28 protein-coding genes and 2 tRNA genes are annotated in these 25,728 nt (G+C 49.5%); 28 read left to right on the top strand and 2 right to left on the bottom strand.

Annotated features, from left to right (window positions below):
- The first annotated feature begins 62 nt into the window (after positions 1 to 62).
- From rpsF to FBF24_00475, 5 genes are all read left to right on the top strand, one after another.
- Complete coding sequence (rpsF, locus tag FBF24_00455) at positions 63 to 443, top strand: 30S ribosomal protein S6 (protein ID QCT40377.1); 381 nt, start codon at positions 63 to 65, stop codon at positions 441 to 443.
- A gap of 37 nt (positions 444 to 480) precedes the next feature.
- The gene (locus tag FBF24_00460; protein ID QCT40378.1) at positions 481 to 909 is read left to right on the top strand and encodes a single-stranded DNA-binding protein; all 429 of its coding nucleotides are present in this window, start codon (positions 481 to 483) and stop codon (positions 907 to 909) included.
- Between the two features lie 11 nt (positions 910 to 920).
- On the top strand, positions 921 to 1,124 hold the full coding sequence (gene rpsR, locus FBF24_00465) for a 30S ribosomal protein S18 (GenBank protein QCT40379.1): 204 nt from the start codon (positions 921 to 923) through the stop codon (positions 1,122 to 1,124).
- A 273-nt stretch (positions 1,125 to 1,397) separates the two neighbouring features.
- Positions 1,398 to 1,958 (top strand): elongation factor P, encoded by a 561-nt coding sequence (gene efp, locus FBF24_00470; GenBank protein ID QCT40380.1) that lies wholly within the window; start codon positions 1,398 to 1,400, stop codon positions 1,956 to 1,958.
- A gap of 432 nt (positions 1,959 to 2,390) precedes the next feature.
- Positions 2,391 to 3,173 (top strand): TlyA family RNA methyltransferase, encoded by a 783-nt coding sequence (locus tag FBF24_00475; protein QCT40381.1) that lies wholly within the window; start codon positions 2,391 to 2,393, stop codon positions 3,171 to 3,173.
- A 17-nt stretch (positions 3,174 to 3,190) separates the two neighbouring features.
- On the opposite strand, the gene ychF is transcribed toward FBF24_00475, so the two are convergent.
- Positions 3,191 to 4,270, bottom strand: a complete 1,080-nt coding sequence (gene ychF, locus FBF24_00480) for a redox-regulated ATPase YchF (protein QCT40382.1) — start codon at positions 4,268 to 4,270, stop codon at positions 3,191 to 3,193.
- Between the two features lie 64 nt (positions 4,271 to 4,334).
- Between ychF and FBF24_00485 the strand changes: the two genes are divergently transcribed.
- The 16 genes from FBF24_00485 to FBF24_00560 all read left to right on the top strand — a co-directional run bounded on the left by FBF24_00485 (position 4,335) and on the right by FBF24_00560 (position 19,933).
- The gene (locus FBF24_00485) at positions 4,335 to 4,829 is read left to right on the top strand and encodes a hypothetical protein (protein QCT40383.1); all 495 of its coding nucleotides are present in this window, start codon (positions 4,335 to 4,337) and stop codon (positions 4,827 to 4,829) included.
- Positions 4,807 to 6,465 (top strand): hypothetical protein, encoded by a 1,659-nt coding sequence (locus tag FBF24_00490; protein ID QCT40384.1) that lies wholly within the window; start codon positions 4,807 to 4,809, stop codon positions 6,463 to 6,465. Before FBF24_00485 ends, FBF24_00490 begins: the two co-directional genes overlap by 23 nt.
- Positions 6,466 to 8,475 carry a hypothetical protein gene (locus FBF24_00495; GenBank protein QCT40385.1) on the top strand — a complete coding sequence of 670 codons (2,010 nt, stop codon included), beginning with the start codon at positions 6,466 to 6,468 and terminating at the stop codon, positions 8,473 to 8,475.
- Positions 8,476 to 8,515: 40 nt separating this feature from the next.
- Positions 8,516 to 9,562: a type IV pilus assembly protein PilM gene (gene pilM / locus FBF24_00500; protein ID QCT40386.1), complete on the top strand. Its 1,047-nt coding sequence runs from the start codon at positions 8,516 to 8,518 to the stop codon at positions 9,560 to 9,562.
- Complete coding sequence (locus tag FBF24_00505) at positions 9,559 to 10,290, top strand: hypothetical protein (protein QCT40387.1); 732 nt, start codon at positions 9,559 to 9,561, stop codon at positions 10,288 to 10,290. The genes pilM and FBF24_00505 overlap by 4 nt, the downstream gene beginning before the upstream one ends.
- On the top strand, positions 10,290 to 10,967 hold the full coding sequence (locus tag FBF24_00510) for a hypothetical protein (GenBank protein QCT40388.1): 678 nt from the start codon (positions 10,290 to 10,292) through the stop codon (positions 10,965 to 10,967). Before FBF24_00505 ends, FBF24_00510 begins: the two co-directional genes overlap by 1 nt.
- Positions 10,964 to 11,194, top strand: a complete 231-nt coding sequence (locus tag FBF24_00515; protein ID QCT40389.1) for a hypothetical protein — start codon at positions 10,964 to 10,966, stop codon at positions 11,192 to 11,194. The genes FBF24_00510 and FBF24_00515 overlap by 4 nt, the downstream gene beginning before the upstream one ends.
- A 12-nt stretch (positions 11,195 to 11,206) precedes the next feature.
- Positions 11,207 to 12,970, top strand: coding sequence for a type II/IV secretion system protein (locus FBF24_00520; protein QCT40390.1), 1,764 nt, complete (start codon positions 11,207 to 11,209; stop codon positions 12,968 to 12,970).
- Between the two features lie 18 nt (positions 12,971 to 12,988).
- Positions 12,989 to 14,059: a type IV pilus twitching motility protein PilT gene (locus tag FBF24_00525; protein QCT40391.1), complete on the top strand. Its 1,071-nt coding sequence runs from the start codon at positions 12,989 to 12,991 to the stop codon at positions 14,057 to 14,059.
- 3 nt (positions 14,060 to 14,062) lie between these two features.
- Entirely contained in the window at positions 14,063 to 15,274 is a 1,212-nt protein-coding gene (locus FBF24_00530) for a type II secretion system F family protein (protein ID QCT40392.1), read from the top strand.
- 65 nt (positions 15,275 to 15,339) lie between these two features.
- Entirely contained in the window at positions 15,340 to 15,813 is a 474-nt protein-coding gene (locus tag FBF24_00535) for a type II secretion system protein (protein QCT40393.1), read from the top strand.
- A gap of 79 nt (positions 15,814 to 15,892) precedes the next feature.
- A complete protein-coding gene (locus FBF24_00540; protein ID QCT40394.1) occupies positions 15,893 to 16,759 on the top strand; it encodes a hypothetical protein in 867 nt (288 codons plus the stop codon).
- Between the two features lie 27 nt (positions 16,760 to 16,786).
- Positions 16,787 to 17,524, top strand: a complete 738-nt coding sequence (locus FBF24_00545; protein QCT40395.1) for a type II secretion system protein — start codon at positions 16,787 to 16,789, stop codon at positions 17,522 to 17,524.
- Entirely contained in the window at positions 17,508 to 18,068 is a 561-nt protein-coding gene (locus tag FBF24_00550) for a hypothetical protein (GenBank protein QCT40396.1), read from the top strand. Before FBF24_00545 ends, FBF24_00550 begins: the two co-directional genes overlap by 17 nt.
- Positions 18,052 to 18,786: a prepilin-type N-terminal cleavage/methylation domain-containing protein gene (locus FBF24_00555; protein QCT40397.1), complete on the top strand. Its 735-nt coding sequence runs from the start codon at positions 18,052 to 18,054 to the stop codon at positions 18,784 to 18,786. The genes FBF24_00550 and FBF24_00555 overlap by 17 nt, the downstream gene beginning before the upstream one ends.
- A complete protein-coding gene (locus FBF24_00560) occupies positions 18,779 to 19,933 on the top strand; it encodes a hypothetical protein (protein ID QCT40398.1) in 1,155 nt (384 codons plus the stop codon). The genes FBF24_00555 and FBF24_00560 overlap by 8 nt, the downstream gene beginning before the upstream one ends.
- 12 nt (positions 19,934 to 19,945) lie before the next feature.
- Here the strand turns inward: FBF24_00560 and FBF24_00565 are convergent, their stop codons facing one another.
- On the bottom strand, positions 19,946 to 20,866 hold the full coding sequence (locus FBF24_00565) for a hypothetical protein (GenBank protein QCT40399.1): 921 nt from the start codon (positions 20,864 to 20,866) through the stop codon (positions 19,946 to 19,948).
- A 107-nt stretch (positions 20,867 to 20,973) separates the two neighbouring features.
- Here FBF24_00565 and FBF24_00570 point away from each other — a divergent pair, with 107 nt between their 5' ends.
- From FBF24_00570 to FBF24_00600, 7 genes are all read left to right on the top strand, one after another.
- Positions 20,974 to 21,477 carry a nucleoside-diphosphate kinase gene (locus tag FBF24_00570; GenBank protein QCT41161.1) on the top strand — a complete coding sequence of 168 codons (504 nt, stop codon included), beginning with the start codon at positions 20,974 to 20,976 and terminating at the stop codon, positions 21,475 to 21,477.
- A gap of 57 nt (positions 21,478 to 21,534) precedes the next feature.
- A tRNA-Arg gene (locus FBF24_00575) sits at positions 21,535 to 21,611 on the top strand.
- 7 nt (positions 21,612 to 21,618) lie between these two features.
- The gene (locus FBF24_00580) at positions 21,619 to 21,933 is read left to right on the top strand and encodes a hypothetical protein (GenBank protein QCT40400.1); all 315 of its coding nucleotides are present in this window, start codon (positions 21,619 to 21,621) and stop codon (positions 21,931 to 21,933) included.
- Positions 21,934 to 22,125: 192 nt separating this feature from the next.
- The gene (locus tag FBF24_00585; GenBank protein QCT40401.1) at positions 22,126 to 23,154 is read left to right on the top strand and encodes a hypothetical protein; all 1,029 of its coding nucleotides are present in this window, start codon (positions 22,126 to 22,128) and stop codon (positions 23,152 to 23,154) included.
- Between the two features lie 66 nt (positions 23,155 to 23,220).
- A tRNA-Thr gene (locus FBF24_00590) sits at positions 23,221 to 23,296 on the top strand.
- A 7-nt stretch (positions 23,297 to 23,303) separates the two neighbouring features.
- Positions 23,304 to 23,681, top strand: a complete 378-nt coding sequence (locus FBF24_00595) for a hypothetical protein (protein QCT40402.1) — start codon at positions 23,304 to 23,306, stop codon at positions 23,679 to 23,681.
- 4 nt (positions 23,682 to 23,685) lie between these two features.
- The gene (locus FBF24_00600; protein QCT40403.1) at positions 23,686 to 25,368 is read left to right on the top strand and encodes a glycosyltransferase family 2 protein; all 1,683 of its coding nucleotides are present in this window, start codon (positions 23,686 to 23,688) and stop codon (positions 25,366 to 25,368) included.
- The last annotated feature ends 360 nt before the right edge of the window (positions 25,369 to 25,728 follow it).

A 25,728-nucleotide genomic window follows, 5' to 3' on the forward strand; every position in this document is an offset into this window, starting at 1 on the left:
ATTACCGTATAATACGAAGGAATAATAACCTAAGGTTATGTGCGATAACATAACCATCCGTAATGGATTCCAAAGGAGGAAACATGAACGAATATGAACTGACCGTTCTAGTCCATCCAGATTTGGAAGCAAATCTGGACGCGGCCCTAGACAAGGTCCGGTCGCTCGTCACTACCAATGGTGGCGAAATTACCAAAGAAGATAATTGGGGCAAGAAAAAACTAGCCTATGCAATTCGCCGTGAAGACTTTGCGGTGTATGTTTACTTTGAGGTGAAGTTGCCAAGCAGTGCACCGCTCAAGATATCAAATGTTCTAAATATCACCGACGAGGTACTTCGTTATTTGTTGGTTAAGACCGACGAGAAAACACGCCAGGCGCTTGCTGAGCAGAAAGAGCGCGAAGCTAAGGCCGCTACCGAGGCGGCTGATAAAGAAGCCTAATATTCGACGCGATACATAATAAAAAAGGAGGGTCATCATGGCACGAAGTATCAACCAAGTTATTTTACTGGGACGGTTAACGCGCGATCCAGAACAGCGGACAACGCCATCAGGTCGGACAGTTGTTAGCTTTAGTATCGCGGTTGATCGCGCCGGACAGGATGATCAAGCTGATTTTTTCGACGTTACCGCGTGGGAAAAATTGGGCGAACTGGTGATGCAGTACCTGTCAAAAGGCCGCCGCGTGTTGGTGCAGGGTCGGTTGCGACAGGACAGCTGGGATGATAAAGAAACCGGCAAGCGCCGCTCGCGTATTGAAGTGACGGCGACCGACGTAACATTCCTTGACGCTCCAAGCGGTGATAGCGCGAATACAACCGCATCACGTAATACTAATACCAAGCAGGCTGAGACCGTAGCGGATATTGATGATAAGCCGATCGATCTTAGCGAGATACCGTTCTAAAGGAGAACAAAATGGCAAAACGATTAAAGAAAGATACCCCAACGGTTTTTGACTATAAGGATGTCAAAACATTAATGCGCTATGTTAATGCGTATGGTCAAATTGAGCCGATAGCGAAGACGGGTCTCAGTGTCAAGCAGCAGCGTAGCTTGGCAGTGGCGATCAAGCGTGCTCGGCACTTAGCACTGCTGCCGTTTGTGTCGCAAGGGCAATAAGTATACGTTGAGAGAACTCTCTAATCCCAAACGTATTTATAGATAGGAGAGAAAGTCGAGTGGTCTGTGCAGGGGTAAGGCACAGGCCACTATTGCTTGTGGGCTGCTGTACAGCGCGTTTTTATTTTTGATGCAGGATAGTATTATAATGCCAAGCCCACTGTGGGATGTTTGAGTAAAAAATATGTTCAGCCGACAAGAAATACTCTACCGTCCGAAAGAATGTTAGAATTAGGTACGGTAGCTTAAAAGTTATAGGAAAGGAAAAACAATATGTATCAGCCTACAGATCTTAAAAAGGGTACGGTTTGTCAGATTGACGGTAAGCCATATCGCGTTATTGAATATGGACAGAAGGTTATGGGGCGTGGAGGCTCTATTGTGAACGTTAAATTGAAAAACTTACTGGATGGAAGTGTCATCCCGAAGACCTTTAAGGGTCAAGACAAAATAGAGCCAGCTGAGGTGACTAGCAAGACTGTTCAATATTTATATCATGACGGAGATATGTTCTGCTTCATGGATCCAGGAAGTTTTGAACAATTTGAACTGTCTAACGATGTGGTAGATGAGGCAAAAAAATATTTGAAAGAAGGTTGTGAGCTGAATCTCCAGGTGTTTGACGGGCGAGTGATTAATGTTGAACTACCAAAAAATCTTTATCTCGAAGTTACATATACCGAAGATGTCGTGAAGGGCGATACAACCTCAAGCGTACTTAAGGATGCGACGCTTGAGACGGGCCTTGTTATTAAGGTACCAGCATTCATTAAACAGGGCGATATTGTCAGTGTTGACACAGCGACGGGTGAATATCGAGAGCGCAAAAAATAACAAAAGGGCCTTCTTGCCGGAAGCGTCGCCCAGGGTGTTCGGGCGACGCTTTTTGTTGTCATGAATACATCAAATAACGACAAAGAATGGAACGAGATTTTAGGTATTGATGCTAAAAATACAACGTAATGTATGTATAGCTGGTAGGGTGTTTTTGGTGATACATATAATAATTGTTTTCATGAAAAATATGAGCCTATTTGTGATAATGGTGAGAGTTTTCTTGGCCACTACAGGGGTAAATATAACTATTGATGTATAAATTACACTGATGCGTAGTATACAACGTTGTATTTTAGTTAACGTAGAATTAACGATAGAAAAGATCGGCTAATAGGTAAAAACAAGAATAGCTATTGATGTATTTATAACAGCAGTTTCGCTATCGCAGTAGGTCGTTAGTTATTGAGAAAAATATGTATTCAGGCTACAATGAGAAGTGACATGAAGCAGCGATTAGATAAAATGATACTAGAACGCGGGTTGGTTGAATCGCGTTCAGAAGCAGAGAATTGGATAGGCTTAGGGCAAGTCATGGTCAATGGTAGGGTGGCGACGCGTTCCGGATGTTTCGTTAACGAGACAGCAGACATTACATTGCTGACTCGTGAGCGGTACGTTTCGCGTGCAGGCCTCAAGCTAGCGAGTGTGGCGGATAGTTTTCAGTTGGACTTTCAGGGGAAAACAGTGCTGGACATAGGGTCGAGTACTGGTGGATTTACTGATTTTGCGTTGCGTCATGGCGCCCGACGTGTGTATGCTGTTGATGTGGGCACGAATCAGTTGCACCATCGACTGCGTGACGATCGGCGCATAATATTACACGAAAAGACAGACATTCGTGACTTTGAGCTTGATTGTCCACCAGACATTATCGTGGGAGACGTGTCATTTATTAGTCTGCGCGACATTCTACCACACGTTGCAAAACGGCTGATGGGCAGTGCGACGGTGCTTGTAGCGATGGTAAAACCGCAGTTCGAGGTAGGGCGTCATTTGGTACAAAAGGGTGTTGTAAAAAATGCTGCTATACGACGAAAGATCCTGACCGATTTTGAACAATGGGCAAGACAGTACTTCGTAGTTCTTGATAAAAAGGATAGCACCATCGCTGGCAGTAAGGGCAACGTTGAGCGCTTTTATAAGTTACAACTGAAAAATAACAGAGGTAATAGCTGTAGTAAAAAGGGCATCGTTGTACTTAAATCAACGTAGTATAATATACAATAATGTTAGACATTGAACCGAAATTCGACAACATCGTTAGGCTGCATGATGTAATTTTTACCTTCAGTACGTATTTTACCCGCTTCACGGGCCTTAGCTTCTGAACCTGCGGCAGCAAGGTCGTGGTAGCTAATGACTTGTGCGGCGATGAATCCGCGCTCAAAGTCTGAGTGGATGACGCCAGCAGCCTGTGGCGCCGTCCAGCCTTTATGTATTGTCCATGCCCTGACTTCCTTCTGACCTGCCGTGAGATAGCTTTGTAGACCAAGTGTGTCGTACGCGGCATGGATAAGCTGCGACAATCCGGTTTCGGAAGCCCCGTAGCTATCAAGTAGCTCCAAGGCGTCATTATTTGATAATTCTCTGAGCTCTTCTTCAAGCTTGGCACAAATAAATAATACTCGGGCTGGCGCGACGAGTTTGGCAAGCTTTTCCTGCAGGGCATGGTCGCCGAGTCCCGCCTCGTCAACATTAAATGTATAAATAATTGGCTTGGCAGTGAGTAAATGAAGATCATTAATTATCTCATATTTGATATTTTCTATGGATGCTATCGGCATACCTGAATTAAGTGACGTCAGGAGCGTTTCAAGGTATGTAGCCACCTGTCGTGCCTCCGGCTTGGCTTTGGCTTCTTTCTGGAGACGAGGTAGACGATGTTCTATGGTTTGGATGTCGGCAAGGATAAGTTCGGTATTGATGATGTCAATGTCGGCCTGAGGGTTAATCGGAGTATTGTCGTGTCGTAATATATCTGAGTTTTCAAAGGCGCGAACGATGTGGATAATGGCGTCGCATTCACGAATATTGTGCAGGAATTTATTGCCAAGCCCTTCTCCTTTTGAGGCGCCAGCTACCAATCCAGCGATGTCGACGAACGTTACGGTCGCGGGGATAATTTTTTGCGTATCATACAGTTTTGCGAGTACATTGAGCCGCTCGTCGGGAACCGGTACGATGCCAGTATTCGGTTCAATGGTGGCAAACGGGTAATTAGCCGCTAGAATATTATTGTTAGTAAGTGCATTAAATATGGTCGACTTACCGACATTTGGCAGGCCGACGATTCCGATTGATAGACTCATATCGTGTATTATAACAAATTACACAAACTTGCCTCAGTATATAATATGTATTAGAATAAGCAGTATGAATAAGGTTATTGTCTCGCGAATATTTATGATAGTGGGTATCATGTTGAGTGTCGGGGCGATAGTCGCCGTTATCATGATGGTGATGGGACGATTGCATGTTGGACTAAAAGAGCCGAGTCAAGATATCGCGCCAACCGCTAAGATGATATGTGGCGAGGATATGATAAAAGAATATCGGTCAATTATCGCTGCGCCAAATGGGTATGGTCCGACAGCGCTTGAAGGGCTGGTGAAGAAGATCTCAGAACGTGGCGGCCCGGGTGACGATACGGTGTGTCACTATATTGTGCTTCACGATGCATCGCTACGGAATGATCGCCAGCGGATTGATCAGATTCATCAAGGGTTGATCAACTCGATGAAGATGCGTCAGGCGGTCGAGCCGTTTTATCGACTGGGTATTAATCAGGATACGGTAAAAGCACTAGTCGAAATCGGTAAGGCTGATGCGGGTGCGGGGAATAAGGATGATACACCGGGTCAGGGTTAGGGTCGGACTACGGCTTGTTATTGGCTATATGCTGGCACTTGTGGTTGTCGCATCGACGTTGGCGATTATTGGTGCGGATAAAGCAGAGGCGGTGGACTGTAGCGGTTTGAGCGGCCGACGACGTTTGATGTGTATTAATGCACGCAATGATGGTGAACGGTTTGCGGTACAATATATCTGTAAGGGCGGTGGAACGCGGTGCGGTGCGATGTGGATGTCGTCGCCTGGGACGTCATATACGAATGATGTTATTAACACCGTTAGCTGGAATGCGACGTCATTATCACTTGACTTGAGAGGGTCAGTGAATGGTAATGGTCAGTCGCGAGCACGGGTGTGGGCAACAAATGTAACGGTTAGTCAGAATGGTCGGACATTACTATCTGGCGGTACGCTTGATCGTGGGACGCATCCGTCGGGCGCGTACCACTGGGTTGATGGCGGTAGTAGCATTCGAGTAAATGGAATTGATATATCTGGCGTAATTGCACCAGGAAGCTCCGGCCGTATCATTTTGCAGGTGCGGCGCTGTTTCTATAGTAGTCCAGGCGGTAGCGGTGCTTGTGCGACACAAGATGTCGAGGTATGGATTAAGCGTGAGCAGGCGCCAAATCAATGGACTGTTGAAGGGCAATCGCGAGTGTCAATCAATGGTGGTAGTTTAGTGCAAAACGCGACCGCTGCGCCAGGACAGCGCATACGATTTTTTCATTACTTGAGAAATAATTCTTCATATACAATTCCTCCCTATACTCTAAAGCGCATAGGTATTAATCAGGATGTTAATGGCACGACAACCCATCATGCGTGGGCGTCGCCGTATACGCGTAGTGCTAGCCCGTGGAATACGTTTTATGAGCCGAGCGATGTTAAGCCATATAATAATGTCTTTGGGGCTGAGGGGATCGTGACGCAGGATGATGTCGGTAAAACAGTATGTCAAAAGATTTTATGGCTGCCGGGTGCGTGGAATACTGACGGCTGGGGGGTTTCATCAAATGCCTGTGCATCGGTGCCGTATGATTATGAGTTGCGGCCGGAGGTGCAGGCGCCAGATTATATTAATGAAGGAACGATTGAGGTGAGTGGCGTGACCGCGCGAATTAATCATACAGGATCGACACGGTCAAATCGGGCAAATTATGCTGTAGTGCGGTTTGTGTTAAGGGGTGGTGGAAATTATACCGTGCCGGGCGGTGAGGGAGTTGTTGTGCCGCATGATAGACGTTCGCCGGGTAATTTAGTGGGCGATTGGGATTGTTATATCGCCAAGAACACGATTAAAAATAGTCGACCGGGTTTGCAGGTGGCAGATTGTACATCAAATAATTTGGCACGTAATGGCGCGGGAACAATTATCCAGCGAGGTGGGCTGGAAATTCCGCTTGGCAAGGATAACTTGAGCGGAGTGACGATGACGACTGGTGACCAGTTGTGCTATATGACTATTGTAAGTACATACAACCAACATGTGAATACCAGTACGTTTCGCTATGCGGTAGATTGTGCAAAGGTTGCCGGACGGCCAAAAGTTCAGTTTTGGGGGGCGGATGTGCGAGTTGGTGTCGGGATAGACGGCAGCGCGGGTAACAATAATGCAGAAGTCAGGACATCACTGACTAGAGTGAGGCGATAGATGGCGCTACAGTTAAAAACCCGAAGGTGGTGGATCGGAGTCGGTGCCGTTGGGCTAGTGGTATTCGGAAGCCTTGGAGTGTATATCTGGCGTCATTATATCAGCGTAACGGCGCAAGTAGCACCTGACGTAACTCACGTCGAGAGGGCGGTGCTAGCAGCAAGTACGACAACGCCACCGGGCGGCAGTAGTTATGACCCAGCCACGTCGTATCACATGCCGTGGGAGAAATATCCGGTTGGCGAGAGAGAGCAGATCGGTGGGATGCCAGAACGGATTAGTAGTTGGCCAACGGCCGGGGATGGTGGATCTGACTGTCGTGTGAACGCAAATGCCACGACAGTGGTCGATGGTGTTGGCGGGACATTTAATTATGGTGGGTTTATGATGATGCCATCACCGATGTCCGGCAATCGGACAGTCGGTCAGGATAAGTGTAGCGGATCGGTGTCAACATGGACGGCACCGGACGGTGAAAATAGCACATCTTCGGCAACGCCAGCACCGAGTTGGTTTGACGACGTGGTAGCGGCCAATAGCGGTGGTCTGGCGGGCGGAGCATATGTTAATCCACGAGCGTATGGTGGCTGGGCGACGGATGCTAATGCCACGACGAAAGTGCCGTTTGGTGTGCCCGCCCAGCGATCGGGCGCGGCTGGGGCGGCCGAGTTTGCCGAATGCGGCGGGGTCATCAAAGAGTCAGGAACATCTACGTGGGCAACTGATGGAGCGTTTCGGCAGTCGATATATGATCAAGGTGGCCAGTCGAAGCCGCTCTGGGGCGCACGCTGCAAGGACGAGACAAAGCTGAAAGAGGCACTGACCCGGCGTCACAATGCGCCGCAAACTGATACCAATGGTGAAAATTACGTGAAGTCGTCTGGCGTAACACTATTTCGGCAGAAATTCCGGATGACGAGCCAGCAGCTTGAAGAGATTCGTCAGCTGGATTTGTTGAACGACGGACGATCGGGACTATACTTACGTTTGGCGGTTGATGATTATGCCGCGGTATACATTAATGGCAAGCCAGTCTTTGCCAATCCGAAAGCGTCGTCTGATGTCGAGATGAAGAGAATCATCGCGGATTATTTACGAGCTGGTGATAATGTGATTGCTTTAGAGGTGCAAGATGCGGTTGCTCCAGCTAGCCTCGCCAATGCTAATGCGGCTGCTCGGTGGCTGCTCGGTGTGTATGCGCCAAAGGGTTGGCAGCCAGTGCCGGGGGAGCCGCGGCTGTACGGATCGTGGGCGGAATATGCCATTAGTGCGCCTGGACAAATTATTTCTTCCTCAGGGGCAGGCTTGTCATCTACGCCGACAGGGCGAACGGGGGCGATTGAGGCACGGCAATATAATGATCTGACATTTCAAAACACTAACACCCCGTTTGGTAATTTTCGCGACAAGATGCCGACCGTACGCACACCTGATGCCTATTTTACGAACAAGGGAAATTTGTCTGGGGCGGTGTCTATGAGCGACGTGGCTGGTGGCGTGTATCAGGCTGGCAACCTGACGATTACCGGTGGAGAAATTAAGCGTGGCCGGCAAATTGTTATTAAATCGGGCGGCGTGGTAACTATCAAGGGTGACGTAAAACAGGAGGGTGGTAACTATTCGGCGGCTCGGGATTTGCCGCAGTTGATTATCAGCGCTCGGCATATTATCATTGAGCCGAATGTGACGCAGCTTGATGCTTGGCTGGTGGCCAAGAATGGTACAATTAACACCTGTGATACCATAGTTCGTGATAGTCGTCAGTGGCTGTCGGGGCTGGATGCAAAAACCTGCGAAAAACAGCTGCGGATTAACGGTCCGATTATCGCGAAGCACCTCTTTTTGCGTCGTACCTTTACCAAGGGTGGCGATACCTCTGGCAATAATCCGGGCGAGCCGGCGGAAATATTGAATTTGCGTGCCGATGCATATTTATGGGGAAATGAGCGGTCGAAAGAATCGGGGGCTATCAAAACGATGCATCTAAAGGAATTGCCGCCACGTTTTTAAGGGTTTTACATTTTAATATGCTTATGTATAATAGAATAGTATGAAAATAGCAAAAGGGCTGGGCGACTTTTTCGGATTAGACATCGGGACGAATGCGGTGCGTGTCGTTCAGCTGGCGCGAACGAGCAACGGATGGAATCTGCTGCACTATGGTTATGCGCCTGTCGACCCGAAGATTACAGGTAGTGATTCGCCAGAGGCGCAGCGTAAGCTTGGTGAAGTAATCATGACCGCTGTCGGACAGAGCGGTATCAAGACGCAAAATGTAGCGATTGGCTTACCGTCGAGCAAGACCTTTACGGCGATTATTGATGTACCAAAAGTGTCAGACCAAGAGTTAAAAGCGACCATGAAATACCAGGTCGATCAGTACATTCCTATGGCGATTGAAGATGCCAAGGTTGACTGGGCGCTGCTCGGCGACAGCTTGCGTGAGCAGGGTCAGTATGAGGTGTTATTGACGAGTGCGGCGATCAGTTATGTCGAGGAGCGGCTCGAGTTTATTGAAGGACTCGGCTTTAATGTGGTCGCTGAGGAGCCGGATCCAATTGCGATGCTTCGGGCATTAGCACCGACTGATGGAGCGACCGCAAAGCTAGTGCTGGATATGGGCGAACACTCGACTGACTTGGCGGTCATTTATGGCGATATGCCGCGGTTGGTGCGCACGGTGCCGAGCGGACTGCAGGCGCTGGTGCGAGCGGCGGTACAAAACCTCAACGTGCAGGATGATCAGGCTCGCCAGTTTATTATTAAGTTTGGCTTGGCGCCTGACCGGCTAGAGGGGCAAGTCCTCAGGGCGATTGACGGCGTGCTGGATAATTTTGCGACCGAGCTGACCAAATCAATCAAGTTCTTTCAGACGCGCTATCCGAGCATTTCCGTGTCAGGAATTCTGCTGTCGGGCTTTGGCGCAGCGATACCGATGATGGATAATTACATTGCTAACAAGACTGGTATACCAGCGACTACGGCTGATCCGTGGCAGCATGTCAGTCTTGGGCAGGCCGATCAGCAAAAATTAGCACCAATTGCCTCGGAGTTTGCGACGGTTGTTGGTCTAGCGCAGCGGAGGAACGGATCGTGATTGAGATTAACTTGATTCCTGATGTCAAGCGCGAGTTACTTCGGGCAAAAATGATGCGCAATGCTGTGACAGCGATGTCAATAACCGTTGGCATGATTGCGGTCGGAGTGGCAGTTGCGCTTGGCTTGATCTTTGGCGGTCAAGTAGCCCTGGAGGCGCTGCATGATGGGACAATTAAGAGCAAGACACGTGAGCTGACGTCGATTGAAGATCTCGATAAGCTAGTGACCATTCAGCATCAGCTGGCGACAATTAACAAACTATCAAGTGAGCGTCAGGCCGATTCACGACTATTTGACGTGATGACGGCGGTCAATCCGGTGGCGCCAAATAGTATTAAAATTGCGACGCTAAAGCTCAAACCAGAGTCACGGACAATTACTATTGAGGGATCAGCCGAGAATGGCTATATCGCGCTGGAGATATTTAAGAAGACGATTACTAATACGACTGTGCAGACAACACAAAATGGGCAAGAGGTTAAACAACCGCTGGCTGAGAATCTACAGGCGGGTGAGGCTAGCTTTGGTGAAGATGCCAACGGTAAGAAGGTGTTGCGCTTCTCGTTCACGTTTACCTATCCGGCAGAATTGTTCTCGAAAACGAGCGGCTCAGTGGTGATTGCGACGCCAAACGGTAAAGTTGATGTGACTGATTCGCGGCTGGGGGTGCCAGAGAGCCTATTTGCCAAGAAGCCAAAAGACGCTTCAAATAAGGAGAAAAACTAATGCCTGAAAATAAAGACGTTGCCATCCGTAAGCGCCAGCAGATTGACTCCTCGAAAAAAACCATGTTTCTGTTCGTGGCGGGTGCGGCATTTGTGAGTGGCGTGGCAATTGTGGTGTCGTTCTTCCTCGTGCGGCAGATTTTGTTTCATGGCGCAGTGGTGCTCGCGAAGCAAGACACTATCAATACGCTGGAGAATAATAAAAAGGCGGCCGAGTCGCTCAAAGATAATGTGCGTTCACTAGAGGCGAATGAGGCGCTTAACTCAGTGAAGTTAACGGATAGTAGTAGTCCATTGCAGACAATTCTTGATGCGCTGCCGGCTAGTGCGAATGCCGATGCGCTTGGTGCGTCCATCCAGAAGAAGTTTGTCAATGGCATCGCCGGTCTGTCGCTGGAAAGCATCTCGGTGCACTATACGGCAAATGAGTCGGGTGCGGAGCAAGAGGATGCTGGTGATGGTCGCTCGGCGGTGAGTTTCACCATGACAGTGAGCGGTACGTCGTCAAGCCTCAAGGAGCTGTTAACGCGCTTTGAAAAATCAATTCGGGTTATCAATATTACCGAGATTGAGATGCAGGCCAGCGAGGACGGCAAGATGACGATGGATATCTCTGGCAAGGCCTATTTTGAGCCGGCGCAAAAAGTTGGATTAGGAAAGAAGGTGATCAAGCCATGAAGAAGAGCGATATAGCGATGGTTGTATTGATAGCCAGCCTCGGCGTTGTGGTAGCATATTTCGTTGCCAGCAGCATTCCATTCTTGCGCGTACCATCATCGGGTGTGGAAGTGCAGACGATATCAAAAATTAGTCCAGATATTGAGCAGCCGGATAAGACAGTATTTAATCGTGATGCTATTAACCCAACGGTGGAAGCAATTGTTGGTAAAGCGACTGGTAGTTAGCGCGGAGGTGATATGGCGCTACTGACGGATGATATGCAGGGAAAATTGATTGGCTTGCTGACGAGCGAGGGCTTGATTGAGCGGTCGGTTGTTAAGGAGGCGCAAAAACGCGCCAGCGAATCGGGTAAGCCGCTACTGTCACTGCTAACTGAGGAGCACCTTTTGGAGAATGAATTATTAGTGCATGCGGTGGCGCAACTATCTGGTGTGCCGTATGTTAATCTCGCAAGCAGCGTGATTGAGCAGCACATCTTGAACCTACTGCCGGAGGATGTTGCCGAGCGATTTATGGCGGTACCACTGGCCGAGGTGCAGGGGCGCTTGGCGGTGGCGATGATTGACGCCAATAATGTCCAAGCGGTTGACTACCTAGCAAATCGTATCCAGCGACCGCTCAAGGTATTTATGGCCTCCGAAGAAAGTATCCGTCACGTCCTTGGTCAGTACAGAACAGACTTATCATCGGTCAATGAAGCAGCGGAGGACTCGCAGCGCGAAGCACTGGATGAGTCGTCGCAGAACATTGTGACAATCGTTCAAGATTCACCGATTTCGCGGGCGCTTAGTACGATCCTAGAGTATGCAGTAAAGAGCCATGCCTCGGACGTACACATTGAGCCATTAGAAAAGGCCTTGAAAATTCGCTGTCGTGTTGATGGCGTGTTGCGGGAAATTATGCAGCTACCAAAGAGTATTGAGCCGGCGCTGGTCAGCCGTATTAAAATTCTATCAAATCTCAAAATTGATGAGCATCGGATTCCGCAGGATGGTCAGTTCGCGGTCAACGTGGCCGGCAAGGACGTCGATCTGCGTATTGCGATTTCGCCGGTGGTATGGGGAGAGCAGGTAGTGATTCGTCTGCTGGATAAGACGGGTAACTCGTTTGATCTGACTGATATGGGGTATGCCGGGCGCGCACTGAGAGCCATCCAAAAAGGCATCAAGCGGCCAAGCGGAATGATTTTGACATCTGGGCCGACCGGTTCGGGTAAGTCGACTAGCCTGTATGCGCTAATCAAGGAAATCAAGGACGACTCGATCAATATTGTGACGCTGGAGGATCCGGTGGAGTACAAGATTGACGGCGTTAATCAGATTCAGGTGCACGCTGATGTTGGACTGACGTTTGCATCAGGCTTACGGTCAATTCTCCGGCAGGATCCAGACGTGGTGATGGTCGGTGAAATCCGCGATACCGAGACAGCGAATTTGGCGGTGCAGGCGGCATTGACCGGACACTTAGTCTTCTCGACGCTGCATACCAATTCGGCGGCGGGTGTGCTGCCGCGGCTGTTGGATATGGGGATTGAACCGTTCTTGATTGCTAGTACCGTGAACACCATTATTGGTCAACGGCTGGTCAGGCGGGTGGCGCCAAAGTATGATTCATATCAATCGTCACCACTTGAAACGGAGACTATTCAGTCAACGGTTGGCCACCTCCTGCCAAAAACTCAGGCTGACATATCGACCGTTTCGCAGGATTTGGGCTACAAGGCCTTGCCATTATCTGGTCAAGCCGCTTATACTTTAGTCAGGGGCCGCGATATGCCGCAGACGCCGCAAGGTTACTCAGGACGATGTGGTTTGTACGAGGTGATGGACGTCACTGAGGAAGTTCAAAACCTGATTGTCAAGCGGGCGACGAGCGCCGAGATTCAGCGGCTTGCCATTCAGCAGGGCATGATAACGATGCGTCAAGACGGTTATCTCAAGGCGCTCAGTGGCGTGACAACATTAGAGGAAGTAAATCGGGTAGCAGCCGATACAGCATAAAAGAAAAGGGGGACGATTATGAACAATCAAGAATTACGCATCGAGATTTTACTAGAAGAGGTGGTCAAAAAGCGAGCCTCAGACCTTCACATTCAAGTGGGCCTGCCACCGATGCTGCGTATTGACGGAACGTTGGTCGCAGCAACGGGCACGCAGCCGCTTGATGAGGCGACCGTGGAGCGGCTGGTATTTCAGATTCTTGATGAGGATCAGCGGCAAATTCTGCTCAAAGATAAGGAGTTTGACTTTTCGTTTGCGTTCGGTACACTAGGACGATTCCGGGTAAATGCCTTTCATGAGAGGGGTAACCTGGCAGCGGCGCTGCGCTTAATTCCAAACGAGATCAAGACTGCGCAGGAGCTGGGCATGCCGCCGATTGTCAATACATTTGCTGATTTTCCACGCGGTTTGGTGCTGGTGACTGGGCCGACTGGCTCTGGCAAGTCGACGACGCTGGCGGCGCTGGTCGACAAAATTAACGCCGAAAAGTCGCAGCACATCATTACCATCGAAGATCCGATTGAGTTTACGCACAAGTCAAAAAAATCAGTGGTGGTGCAGCGTGAGGTTCATTATGATACCTACTCGTTCTCAGCGGCGCTGCGTTCTAGCCTCCGTCAAGACCCAGACGTGGTGCTGATCGGTGAGATGCGCGACCTCGAGACAATATCGGCGGCGATTACCATTGCCGAGACCGGGCACTTGGTGTTTGCGACGCTGCACACCAACTCGGCGGCGCAGTCGATTGACCGTATGATTGACGTCTTTCCGCCGCACCAACAGCCGCAAATCCGGGCGCAGCTATCGAACATTTTGATGGCAATTTGTTCGCAGAGGCTGGTGCCGTCTATCGGTGGCGGTCGGGTGGTGGCGGCCGAGATCATGATTGCTAATCCAGCGGTGCGTAACATTATTCGCGAGGGCAAGAGTCATCAGCTGGATGCCGTCATTCAGACGGGTGCTGATCAGGGCATGCAGACGATGGATCGGACATTGGTCAATCTGGTACAAAACGGTACGATTACGTATGATAGTGCCCGTGAGTTTGCGGTTGATCTAGCGGAGTTTGAGCGGCTTATCAGGGGATAGCGCATGAAAAAATATTACTATGAGGCCAGGGATTCAGCCACGCAAAAGATTACCAAGTCGGTTGTGCAGGCTGAGAGCGAGGTCGCCGCGGCGAAGTTGTTGAGCGCTCAGGGCTTCGTGCCGCTGAAAATTGAGCTTCAAGATGAGCGTGAGGGCTTCTTTCAGCGATTGTCAAATAAAATATCGTCCAAGGACAAGATCGTCTTTACGCGGCAGTTAGCGACGTTGATTGGTGCGGGGTTGCCGCTGGCGCAGAGCATGCATACGGTGCTGGAGCAAACTCAGAATAAACAGATGCAGAGTATCATTCAGGAGATAATTTCTGATATTGAGGGCGGTCGGCAACTGTCAAGTGCGTTCGAGAAGCATCCAGAAGTATTTGACAATGTATACGTGGCGTTGGTGGCGGCCGGTGAGGCGTCAGGAACGTTGGACGAAGCGCTTAAGCGCATCGCGTCACAGCAAGAAAAAGATGCAGCGATGCTTAGCAAGGTGCGTGGCGCCATGGTCTATCCGGCGATTGTGCTGCTGGTGATCATCGCGGTAGTGGTGTTCATGCTCGTGATGGTAGTGCCGCAGGTCGAAGGACTGTATGGCAGCTTACACAAAGAGCTACCGTTCACAACGAAGGCCATGGTCAGCGTCGCTGGTTTTTTGGCGCAGTTTTGGTGGGCGTTGGTGATTTTACTTGGCATCGGTTTATATTTCTTTCAGCAGTATCTCAAAACCGAGGCTGGTATTCGCGCTAAAGATACGTTCAAGCTGAACATACCAGTGTTTGACGCCATGTTCCGCAAGCTGTACATGGCTCGTTTTACTCGTACCGGTCAAACGCTCCTTAATAGCGGGGTGGCGATGTTGGACATGCTGCGTATTACCGCTCGGGCGGTCAATAATTCAGTTATCCGTCAAGGCATTGAGCATGCTAGCGAGAAGGTGAAGGGTGGCAAGGCGCTGTCGGTGTCCTTAAAAAATGAGGATTATATCTTGCCGATGGTGCCGCAGATGATCAAGATTGGCGAACAGTCGGGTAAAATCGACGAGATGATGGGCAAGTGCGCGCAGATTTACGAAGAAGAGCTGGATGAGGAGATCAAGGCGATCACGACAACGATTGAACCGGTGCTGATGGTGGTCTTGGCGGTCGTGGCCGGCGTGATGGTGGGTGCAATAATCTTTCCAATTTATAATCTGGTCGGAGACATTAGCCTCTAGACAATCCATAAGCAGTACAGTATAATAGCAAGAGAAAGTTAAGTCACAGAAAGGTGGGCAACTTCATGGCTCAGCAAAAAGCAAATAAAGGATTTACAATCATCGAGGTCGTGTTGGTGCTGGCAATCGCTGGGCTGATATTCTTGATGGTATTCTTGGCATGGCCGGCCTTGCAGCGCAGTCAGCGCGATACACAACGACGGAGTGATGTGACCAGGTTTGTCTCGCAGGTAAATAGTTATGCGACAAATAACAAGGGAAGTATCCCGAAAACCGATACGGGGTCGATTAATAGTTTCCTCGATTCGTATATGAAGCGTGGCAACGGTGAATTCAAGGACCCACAGACCGGCAACAATTACAGCGTTGTAACTGGCGTCGCCCAACAGGGTTCGGCAACGACCGAGAAGATGGTATATGCCACGAGCGCTCAATGTGATGGTGAAAATATTGTTGCCAAAAGTGGTTCGCCGCGCTCGTTCGCCGTCAAGGTGCAGCTAGAAGGAAGCGGTGCGTTTTGTAAAGACAACCAGAACTAACCAGAGACGACAAATTATTAGCAGCCCCCTAACTATCAGGGGGCTGCTTTTTTCATGATTTCTTGTTACCATTAACAGTATGATGGTAGTGACAATACTGGTGGGTGTAGCGATTCTTGGCGCAGTGATGGGAAGTTTTATCGGTGCTCAGGTGTGGCGAGTCCGTGCTCGGCAGCTCGTTGAAGACAAGCAGGCCGGCGAACCGGTTGATACGCTGGAGCTACGCCGCCTGAAGCTGCTGCTCAAACCTCTCAAGAAAGATCGATCGCAGTGTCTTTCCTGTGGGCACGAGCTACGCTGGTATGATTTGCTGCCAGTGGTGAGCTGGCTGGCTGCTAGAGGTCGCTGTCGGTATTGCCAGGCACCGATTGGCTGGATGGAGCTGGGGCTCGAAGTGGCGATGGCCGGGTTGTTTATGGCAGTGACGTGGCATGGCATGATGACGTTTACGGCGCCACTAATGATAACGAAGGTCGCGATTATGCTGATGGGGCTATCATATCTAGCGTTTCTGTTCGTGTATGATAAGCGGTGGTTTTTGCTCCCGGACGTGGCAAATTGGCCGTTCGTGATGTTGGGAGCACTATTTGCTGGGATTCATGTGGCGACTGGTCAGTTGCCAAGTGGGGTGCTGGGGTTGGTAGCGGCGGCTATTATTCTTAGCGGCGTATACGCATTGCTCTACGTTGTGTCGAGTGGTCGCTGGATAGGGTTTGGTGATGTCAAGCTGACGCTCGGTCTCGCCCTCTTTTTGATGGATTGGCGGCTAGCATTTCTCGCGCTCTTTTTAGCAAATTTACTCGGCACGCTACTGGTACTGCCGGGGATGCTTCGAGGCACAGTGCAGCGTGGAGCACGAATCCCATTCGGGCCGCTACTAATCGTTGGCTTTCTTATTTCGTGGTTTTTTGGCGTGAGGATCGTGGATTGGCTTATCGTGATTTGATAGTGCTTATGCTATAATAATGAGCATATGAAGCGGTGGCAATCCGGGTTTACAATCGTTGAAGTGGTGTTGTTCTTGGCGATCACTGGCCTGTTGACCGTTGGCTTGTTAGCTGGCGTGAGTGCTGCACTGCGCCAACAACAATATCATGACGCTGTTCAATCGTTTGCCGGCTTTATTCGTGATCAGTATAGCCGAGTGATTAGCATCGAGAATGATCGAGGCGATCGCGACACATGTCCTGTTAAGGGTGCAACAAACGACGGAGCTCGGGGCCAGTCGAATTGCGTTGTCGTTGGTCGCTATGTCAAGTCAGCGAATTCCGAGGCACGTTCATTTACCGCCTATCCGCTGTACGCCCTGAAGCGCTCGGGAGTGTGGACATATAGCTATAGTGAAAGTGAGGCAAATACCTATACGGTTGGCTGGGGTGCACAGGTACGCTCGCTCACGGCAACTAATACCATTGGTAGAGAACTGGCTCTATTAATATACCGCGATCCAGATAGCGGGCAGGTTGTCGTACGCACGAATGACGCGCCGTATTCACCAGCTAATATTAATAATTTTATTCGCAATATGCAGCCGAATGGCGGTATGTATACGGCCGATTTACAGCTGCGGCAGCGAGAGTTTTGTATCTATGATACTGGCTGGTCAGTTGGCCAGAGGCTGTCAGTCTTTCTGGGGGCAAAGGCCGGCTCGAGCGAGGCAGTGACGGTCGGTCATGCGACAAAGGGGTGCGATAATGAAGCGACGGCATAGCGCGCGGGGCGATACGATCATTGAAGTGGTAATGGCGGTAGCAATGTTTAGCATGCTGGCGATCGGTATCATGGCACTCATGAACAGCGGTATTGCTATGGCGCAGCGATCATTAGAGTTGACGCTTGTGCGGCAACAGATTGATAGTCAAGCAGAAATGCTGCGCTACATTCACGACAAGTCGTCTCAGGCCGGTAGCTCATTTGCTACCCTCTGGGACGCGATGAAAGGTCGGACTATTGACCACGCTAATTCGCTATTGAATGTTAATCGATGTCCAGAGGCAATGCCGAGTGGGGGATTTGCCCTAGCGCCCAGCAAAAATACCTTTCAGTTGATTACTAATAAGTATGAATTATCGCCGACATATGCCAAGATTTCAACTGCCCGAAATCCAATTTCTTTAGGTATTTCAATTCAGCTGGTGCGTGTTGAAGGCGGCCGCGCCTATGATGCGTATATTCAGGCCTGCTGGATGAGTGTGGGGACTGACCGGCCAATGACCACGGGGACGATTGTGAGGATGTATGACACAGCGGTATAGACGATACGGGTTTACCTTGATTGAACTGATGCTGGCGATGGCATTTGTGTCGGTGTTGCTACTGGCGATTGCTACGATAGCGATCCAGGCTGGCAAGCTGTATAATCGAGGTCTCACGCTCAAAAGTATCAATCAGTCCGGCCGCGAAATTAGCGATAGCTTGCGGCGCGACTTTTTGCAGGCTAATGCTGGCAAGATAAGTGGTAGTGCTAGTTCGGCCGTTGTCATGGTGCAGGCGGGTGGCGCTGATCGGAGCGGCCGACTGTGCCTCGGTGACTATTCATATGTCTGGAATGTGCCAAAGGTTGTCTCTGGAGAAGTGAAGTCCGGCGCGGGTATTATTACCGAGGTTGGCGGGCCGCATTCTGGTCGTCCGATTAATTTTGCTCGAGTGATTGACCCAGATGGTATGCTGTGCCAAAAAAATGAAACAACGGGGGCGTATATGTCAACGGTCGCGACGGATAAAGTGACGCATCTTCTCAAGCCAGCCGGGTCGAATGATGTGGTGCTGGCAATTCATCAAATGAAAGCAGCGCGAGTGGCGGGTGGTAGTGGGGCAGACAGTCTGTATCGTTTGGAGTTTGTCCTTGGAACCAGCCAGCTTGAGGCGGTCAATACAGCTAACGGTACCTGTAAGCCACCGGCGGATAACAGTGAGAATCTCGATTTTTGCGCGGTAAATAGTTTTGAGATGATTGTGAGGACAAATGGATAAAATAGCGAGAAATAATCAATCAGGTGCGGTGTCGTTATTTGCAGTGATTTTTGCGACACTGTTACTAACGGTTTTGATGCTCGGCTTCATGCGGCTCATAATGGTTGATCAGCGACAGGCTCTGAACAATGAACTGTCACAAAGTGCGTACGATGCGGCCCTGTCTGGTATTGAAGACGCTAAGCGAATCGTGCGCGCCTGTCAAAAAGGAGATAACGGTGGCAAGGCCTGTGAGCAGTTACGATTGCCTAATGATTGCAAAGTAGTCGCACGTGCGGGCGTTGCCGGTAGTGTGACCGCTAACGAGACACTGATTCAATCGCGTCGCTCAGGGGACGGTAAAGAGTTCAACCAAGCCTATACCTGTGTCAATATTACGATGGATACGGAAGATTTCCTGGTTAGCATACCCGAAGGATCATCTCGTCTCGTACCACTGAAAGCCAAAGCTGAATTTAATAAAATTGTCCTCGAGTGGTTTACTAAAGAGGATGCGAATGGCAATGTGGCCGCTGGGCGAGTAAAAAATGCTGCTTCGGCGTCAACCTCGCTGCCAGCGTACAGTGACTGGGATGAGTCGCCGTCCCGTCCCGCACCCGCGCTACTACGCACTCAGATGATTTTTCCAGGCGATACATTCGACCTTGCTAGTCTTGATAGCTCTCGCGTTGCGACGATGTTCCTCTATCCACGGACGCTGAGTGTCCCCGGGCCGACGAACGGAGGTGTATCGGCAATTAATCTACCGCGAGCGGGTGGTGGTGGGCAATTTAACAATGCTCCGACACCGGTGAGCTGTTCTCCAGATTTTGCGAATAGTGGCTATTCGTGCCGAGCCATAATTGATATATCACCTGTTACGGCCGCCGCCAGCGTTAATTCATTCTTGCGTCTGACACCGCTATATCGCATGTCACACGTGCGAATTGCCCTATATAATGGTGCAGAACCGGTCAAGTTTGATGGTGTTCAGCCGGCGGTCGATGCGACTGGTCGTGCCAGTAATGTGTTTCGACGGGTTGAGGCGCGTCTCCAGATAGGTGACGATTTCCCGTATCCTGAAAATGCTATTGACCTTGAGAACAGCCTCTGTAAAGACTTTTCGGTGACCGAAGGCAGCGTAACGCCGGGTAACTGTCGGCCGTAGTGTCTTAGGGACCTATCTCGTATCACTGTGAAAGCGTTCGTGGACGTCTTTGAGGTGCTGGTCGGTGACGTGTGTGTAAATCTGGGTCGTGGCGATATTGCTATGACCAAGCATTGATTGTACCGCCCGTAGGTCCGCTCCATTCATCAGAAGGTCGGTGGCAAAGCTATGACGCATAGTGTGCGGACTGACGTGCTTGGTGATGCCAGCAAGTCGGGCGTAGTGCGACACCATCCGCTGGATCGAGCGAGCACCCAGCCGACGATAATCGCCAGAAACTGAAGGCTTTGCTAGGCGCCTGCTATAGCTGATGAATAGAGCCGGCAAGCTGTCACTTCGCGCATCAAGGTAGTTTTTGACGTGCTCGGCAGCGGACATTGAAACGAATACCGGCCGGTCTTTCTGGCCCTTGCCGCGCACCATAAACTCGCGTCGAGCGAAATTTATGTGGTCACGGTTCAAGTTAACAAGCTCCGACACGCGCAGTCCGCTCGAAAACAAAAGCTCAATGATTGCTCGGTCGCGAAGGCCCGGTTCATTGTCCAGAGGGATCTGCTCGATTAGTCGTACCACCTCGTCGTAGTGAAGAAATGTGACTTGTTTGCGAACGGTTTTTGGTAGGGTAATCTTGTCGGCTGCCAGTGATGAGATATCCCGTTGTGATAAATACGTCAATAATCCACGTAGGGCGATCAAGTGATAATTTTGTGTAATTAACAACAATTCTTCACCGGTGTTGCTATTTTTATAACGGTTTAACCAGAGGCGATACTTACGAATTGTCTCTGATGTTATTTTTGCAACATCAATATCACCAGCAAAATCAATGAAGCGTTCAAGGTATAATTTGTAGTTCTCAATGGTGCGAGGACTACGGCCACCCTCAACTTCTAGGTGCTCCAGGAAATCTGCTAATGCTTCGGAGAAATACATAGTTTAATTTTAACAACATCTATACCGTTTATCAAATGAATACTTTTTGCTATGATGAAGAAAATAATACACGAAGGAGGCGTATGGCTGAGTCAAAAAAGAAGAATATGTGTGGCATTGAGCGAACACTGATTGTGTTCAAGCCTGATGCAGTACAGCGGGGAATCGTCGGTGAAATCTTGCAGCGATTTGAGCGCGTTGGCCTCAAGATTATCGGTGTCAAGATGGTGGCCCCGGGTCGTGAGCACTACTTTGCGCACTACGAAACGATTGGCAAGATGGTAACGCGCCGTGGTGAAGAAATCTTTGGTATGACGCTTGATATGATGATGGACGGGCCAGTTATCGCTATGGTCCTTGAGGGGGTTGAGGCGGTCGCCGTGGTGCGTAAAATTGTTGGCCCAACCGAGCCAAAGTCTGCCGACATGGGTACGATTCGTGGTGACTATTCGCATGTTAGCTTTGGCTATGCTAACGAATGTCGGAAGGGCGTGCCAAACCTGATCCATGCGTCGGGTGATTCTGATGAGGCAGAGCAGGAAGTTGCTCACTGGTTTAAGCCCGAAGAATTGATGGATTATGTTACATTAAACGAAAAGTTTACTCGATAGCATTCTCGTCACTCAAAACTACCCGTGCTATAATTGACACGGGTGGTTTTTGTGTATGCCTCGGTAGCTCAACTGGATAGAGCAGATCCGTCCTAAGGATAAGGTTGCAGGTTCGACTCCTGCCCGGGGTACCAAAGCATTATGACGAAGAAAGCCAAATCAATCAAAGCATTTGATGGTCAGCGCGATGGCGAGGAGCTGTTGTTCGTGTTTCGTCGACATATTATTGCTATGCGCAAGGGTTTTTACTTACTGCTCGTTCCGATGACGATTGGCGCGCTACCGTATCTTATCTGGCAGGATAATCTCAATCTTTTGTGGGTATTTCTTGGTAGCTTTGTTTTTGGACTCGTTCTGTTTGGTTATCATTTTTTGATGTGGTTTTATACGTATTACATTGTGACAAATCAGCGACTTCGCCAGACAACGCAGCATGGTTTTTTGGTAAGGATGTAATTGAACTTAAGCTAGCAAAAGTCCAGAATATCAGCTACGTTGTGCCTGGTTTTACGGGCGAAATGTTCAAATTTGGTACAATAGTTATTCAGACGTTTGTTGGTGATCTTGTCATCAAAAACGTTGAACATCCAGATAAGATTTATAATAAGCTGCAAGATGCGGTGGACCTCGCCGCTGAAAGGAGTGATCGTGCTAAAGAAAACAACGAAGGGTAAAAAAAAGGACAAGCGTTCACTGCCGTCACGGATTACCAATGACACGGTCGCGGAGCATCGCGAAAAGGTGCTGGCTGGTGGGCGTAAACACAAATATCCGATACAGTACTCCAAGCATAAGCTAGTCTGGAACACGATTTTTATTAGTATAGCCGGGCTTGTAACGGTGATTGTTCTATTATATCTTCAGCTCTATGTTTGGAAGGACACGAGCGATTTAGCATATCGTATTACCAAAATTTTGCCGCTACCGGCCGGTTCAGTTGAAGGGGAATTTGTACGCTATAGCGATTATTTACTATATAATCGCGGTAATATGGCGGTGCTTAAGACTCAGGGTCAAGATCAGGCTGGTGATAAAGTTGCTTTTCAGCGGCAGCGAGCCATGAACCAAGCGGTGCAGGATGCATATGTGCGCAAGTTAGCGAGAGAAAGGGGTATATCGGTTGATGATCGAAGAGTTGATGAAGAGATGGACCGCCAGCAAAAGGATGCCGGCCTGTCAAAAGAAGCCTACCGTTCGGCGGTAAAAGATATGATAGGCTGGTCGCTTAATGAGGCGCGTGATGGTATTAGGGCATCGCTGCTGCGCTGGGAGGTATCATTCGCTGTTGATGAAGCGGCGGCCAACCTTGTTAAGGAAGTCGAAGCGCAGCTCAAGGCCGGTAAATCGTTGACGGATGTCGCAACGGCGTTAGGTGAACGAGTACAAGTAATGCCAGAGACGGTTGTTCCGAAGACCAACAAAGACGGTGGCTTGACCGAGGCGGCGATTAAAACTGCAGATGGTACGATCTCTGGGGTTATTAAACCGCTCGGTGGTGATGGCTACTACTTTGTTCAGCCACGCTCGCGAGACGATAGTTCGGTTACTTATTCATATCTCAAGATTCCACTGACGACGTTCAAAACTAATTTTGATAAGTTGATCAATGGTAAAAAAGTCACTTACTATGTCCATCTTGACCAGCCGGCTGAACAAAAGTCAAGTGAGCAGAAATAGCCTTCTGTTATCCATTGTCATCTTTGCGAAAGCCTTGCCCATCTGCTATAATCCTTGGGGAGGCATGCCGCTGTAGCTCAGTTGGTAGAGCGGCGCTTTCGTAAAGCGTAGGTCACCGGTTCGAATCCGGTCAGCGGCTCCAGAGTAATATGAAGAAGCATATCACAAGTACATTACGACAGATGATGAAAGATCGCTGGCTGTTTGGTCTCGTCGTTGCTAATGTCTTGTTGGCATTAGTAATCATTATCTCCTTTGCTATTACTATTAAACCCAAGGAAACTCAGGTCATTGTTCAGCACAGTGCGTTTAGTGTGACGGGGCTGTATCGCGGTCACTGGTATTCACTCTGGGCGTACGGCGTGCTGCAGCTTATGATTACGGTTGGGCACATTATGTTGAGTGCCAAGCTTGCTGCGGCCCAGCGTCGTGATTTAGCATTGGCGTTCCTTTGGTTCACAATTGCTATATCAGTTATGCTAGCACTGTTTGCTTACTCAATAATCGTAATTGCGTCGGTGGTGTAGAGTTATGGATATAGAGATACCACTTGGTAAACGAAAGCCATTCTATCGATTCTTGGAGGTCCTGCCGGGTCTGTTAAGCTATGGCGCGGTTATTCTTCTTATCGTGTTGTCGATGTTTAGTCCGCTGATTGCGTCGCTCTATCTGCTCATTATTATTCTGTCGATGATGGTACGCGTTGTCGGTATCACGTATCATATGGTTGCTGGCCGCGCCAAAATGGATAAAGCGAGTCTGATTGATTGGCATGCGCGTCTTGAAGATCTTGAAGATGCACAGACGGTATATGCACGTATTCGCGACCAACGACATAAGGAGGTTGGTTTTGCGCAGCATAAAGAAAACGTACGCCTCATCGCTTCCGCGCAGCCAGGGTTTTTCCCGAAGCCGTCAGAAATTTATAACGCAGTTATCATGCCCGCCTACAATGAGAGTATTGAGGTGATTGAGCCAGCCATTCAATCAGTGATTACCACTACGTACGACAAAAAACATATGATTATGGTGTTTGCGTATGAGGAGCGGGGCGGTAAGGATATCGACACGACCGCCAAGACACTACAAAAACGCTATGGCAAGTATTTTCACGCCTTTCATATCGTCAAGCATCCAAAAGACATTCCGAATGAGGTGATCGGCAAGGGTGGCAATATTACGCATGCCGGGCGCTGGCTGAAGGGGTGGCTCAAGGAGCAGCATATTCCGTATAGTAACGTTATTGTTACGACGATGGATTGTGACAATAAGCCACATGAAACCTACTTTGACTACCTGACATACGAATATATCGTCCGCGAGGACCGTAAGCACTACTCATATCAACCAGTTTGCCTATTCACTAGTAACATCTGGGACGTACCGGCGCCGATGCGTGTGGTCGCGACGGGTAACTCATTTTGGAATATTATTAGCTCAATGCGCCCTCATTCGCTACGTAATTTTGCTTCACATGCTCAGCCGATGGATGCGCTCGTTGAGATGGACTTCTGGAGTGTTCGAACGATTGTCGAAGATGGCCACCAATATTGGCGCAGTTATTTCTATTTTGGTGGTAACTACGGGGTCGTGCCGCTCCATGTACCGATTTATCAAGACGCAGTATTGTCAGCCACGTATATGAAAACGCTCAAAGCGCAGTTTATTCAGCTTCGTCGCTGGGCGTATGGAGCATCTGATGTCGCGTATGTCGGCGAACGGGTCTTTACTAAGCAGCGTAATGTACCATTTTGGGCTGGCTTTTCGCGATTTGTCAGGTTGCTTGATGGACACGTGACGTTAGCCTGTGTTTCAATTCTGATCGCTTTTGGTGGCTGGGTACCACTTATCATTAATGCCGAGGCCGCCCGTAGTGTCGCCGCGCATCAATTGCCTGATACGGTGAGCACGCTGCAGCAAATTGCGCTAATTGGTATGGCGATAGCGATTTTTAGTGCCTTCAAGCTTTTACCGTCACGTCCAATTCGCTACACGCGCCGCCGGAATATCTGGATGCTCTTGCAGTGGGTGCTGATGCCAGTGACGGCCATTGTCTATAGCTCCGCCGCAGCATTCACTGCACAGACCCGTCTGTTAGTTGGGCGGTATCTTGATAAGTTTGACGTCACCGAAAAAGCCACAGCGGCGATTAATGCTCGCCAGAAAGCGACTGCACGTAAACGGTCGAAGGCCTCCCGCGTCGCCGAGAAGTGATGAGTCGGTGCTGGGCGGCGTACTGGAGTGCCGCTACCGGGTCGTAACGTTGGAGAATCATGTGTGTTATTTGAGCGATGATTTGTGTAGATAGCGGCTTACCTTGCTTGATAATCTGTTCCTGCACAGTTTGTGCAAGGAAGTAGCTGTCATGTGCTGCAGCATGCTTATTATGTTGAAAGCTACGGCTAATGCTTATGATGAGCTTTCCTAGATTGAAAGGGGTGGTTGACCCGTCGTGTGTTAGCACCATGCGCCCGTCTAGTGTAGCCCGTTCGTATGTCGTAAAGACCGCACCACATTCTGGACAGGCCCGTCGTCGCCAGACACTGGGGTGTTTCGTGTGCTTGCGGGAGTTTT

It is taken from the genome of Candidatus Saccharibacteria bacterium oral taxon 488, from assembly GCA_005697215.1.
Lineage (GTDB): Bacteria > Patescibacteriota > Saccharimonadia > Saccharimonadales > Saccharimonadaceae > Nanosynbacter.